Source organism: Burkholderia sp. RF2-non_BP3 (genome assembly GCF_001522185.1).
Lineage (GTDB): Bacteria > Pseudomonadota > Gammaproteobacteria > Burkholderiales > Burkholderiaceae > Burkholderia > Burkholderia diffusa.
This window is the reverse complement of the sequence record NZ_LOSU01000072.1, coordinates 1-1,093: the sequence shown is the minus strand read 5'-3', so window position 1 is coordinate 1,093 and position 1,093 is coordinate 1. Positions and strand designations below refer to the sequence as shown.

At 63.6% G+C, this 1,093-nt stretch carries 2 protein-coding genes; one reads left to right on the top strand and one right to left on the bottom strand.

Annotated features, from left to right (window positions below; all coding sequences use genetic code 11):
• Nucleotides 1-217, bottom strand: a 217-nt coding sequence (locus WS45_RS35850) for a hypothetical protein (RefSeq protein ID WP_179950416.1), incomplete at its 3' end; no start/stop codon positions are given.
• Between WS45_RS35850 and WS45_RS31785 the strand changes: the two genes are divergently transcribed.
• Nucleotides 207-452 (top strand): hypothetical protein, encoded by a 246-nt coding sequence (locus WS45_RS31785; RefSeq protein ID WP_059703374.1) that lies wholly within the window; start codon nt 207-209, stop codon nt 450-452. The two genes, WS45_RS35850 and WS45_RS31785, sit on opposite strands and share 11 nt — an antisense overlap.
• Nucleotides 453-1,093: the final 641 nt, after the last annotated feature.

The window sequence follows — 1,093 nt, the reverse complement described above, 5'->3', positions numbered from 1 at the left end:
GTCCGACCCGCTCGTCAATCGATGGTTTGCGCACATCGTTGCGGTGGCCGACGCATTCGCGATCAACACGCAGGTACGACTGGCGATGTGGCTCGCGCACATGGGACACGAATCGAGGGGTTTTACGTCGCTGGTTGAGTCGTTCAATTACCGGATCGATGCGCTGGCGATCTTCTCGCGGATTCCAGCCGCGATGCACGCACGACTTGAGCGTCACCCAAACGATCGTGGCGGTCCAACGGCAAATCGCGATCCTGGCCTACGGCGGGCGCTTCGGTAACGGCGGTGTCGTGTCGGGTGATGGCTGGCGCTATCGCGGGCACGGCCTGAACCTGAAACAGATCACATCCAAGGACAACTACCGCGCGTGCTGCACCGCGCTTGGACTAGATCTCGTGTCTCACCCGGAATGGCTCGAACGGGATGGGCTCGCGGCCCGCTCAGCGGGGTAGCTCTGACAGTCGCACGGCTGTAATGAACTGGTGGATGCCGGAGATTTTGCGGGTACCCCCGACAGATCAACCCGGCGATGACCGGTCAGGCAAAGCGTGAGGCGCGATGGGACGTGGCGCGGTACGCGCTCCGCGCATAAAAGGCGAAAGCCCGATCCGCGGGACCGGCGAGTCGCTGATTGTGCATCCGATTCGCTGATGATGACGCCGCTTCATCACAAGGGAGGAATGAATGGACTGGAAAGACATCGCTTCGGCGGTCGGCAGGGCGGCGACAGTGATCGGCACGCTGCTCGGTGGCCCCGCAGGTGGGGCGGTCGGTGCCCTCGGTACCGGCACACGCCGGATGCGGTATCGACGGCGCTGACCAGCGATCCGGACGCCTTGCTGAAACTATAGGAATTGCAATCGAACGCGAGTGGCTGCTGCAACAGCTGATCGTGACGGTCGAACAGCATCGCCTGCAGGCCGATGCCGCCGAGGCAGTCGATCGGGACAGCGCGCAAGCTGGCCGCGCAGCAGTCTCAGGACTGGATGCGACCGACGCTGAGCCTGGCGCTCGTGGCGTCGACGGTCGTGATCGTGTTCCGGGTGATCACCGGGGTGGCAAACGGTACGCTGGAGGATCCGACCGTTGCAGC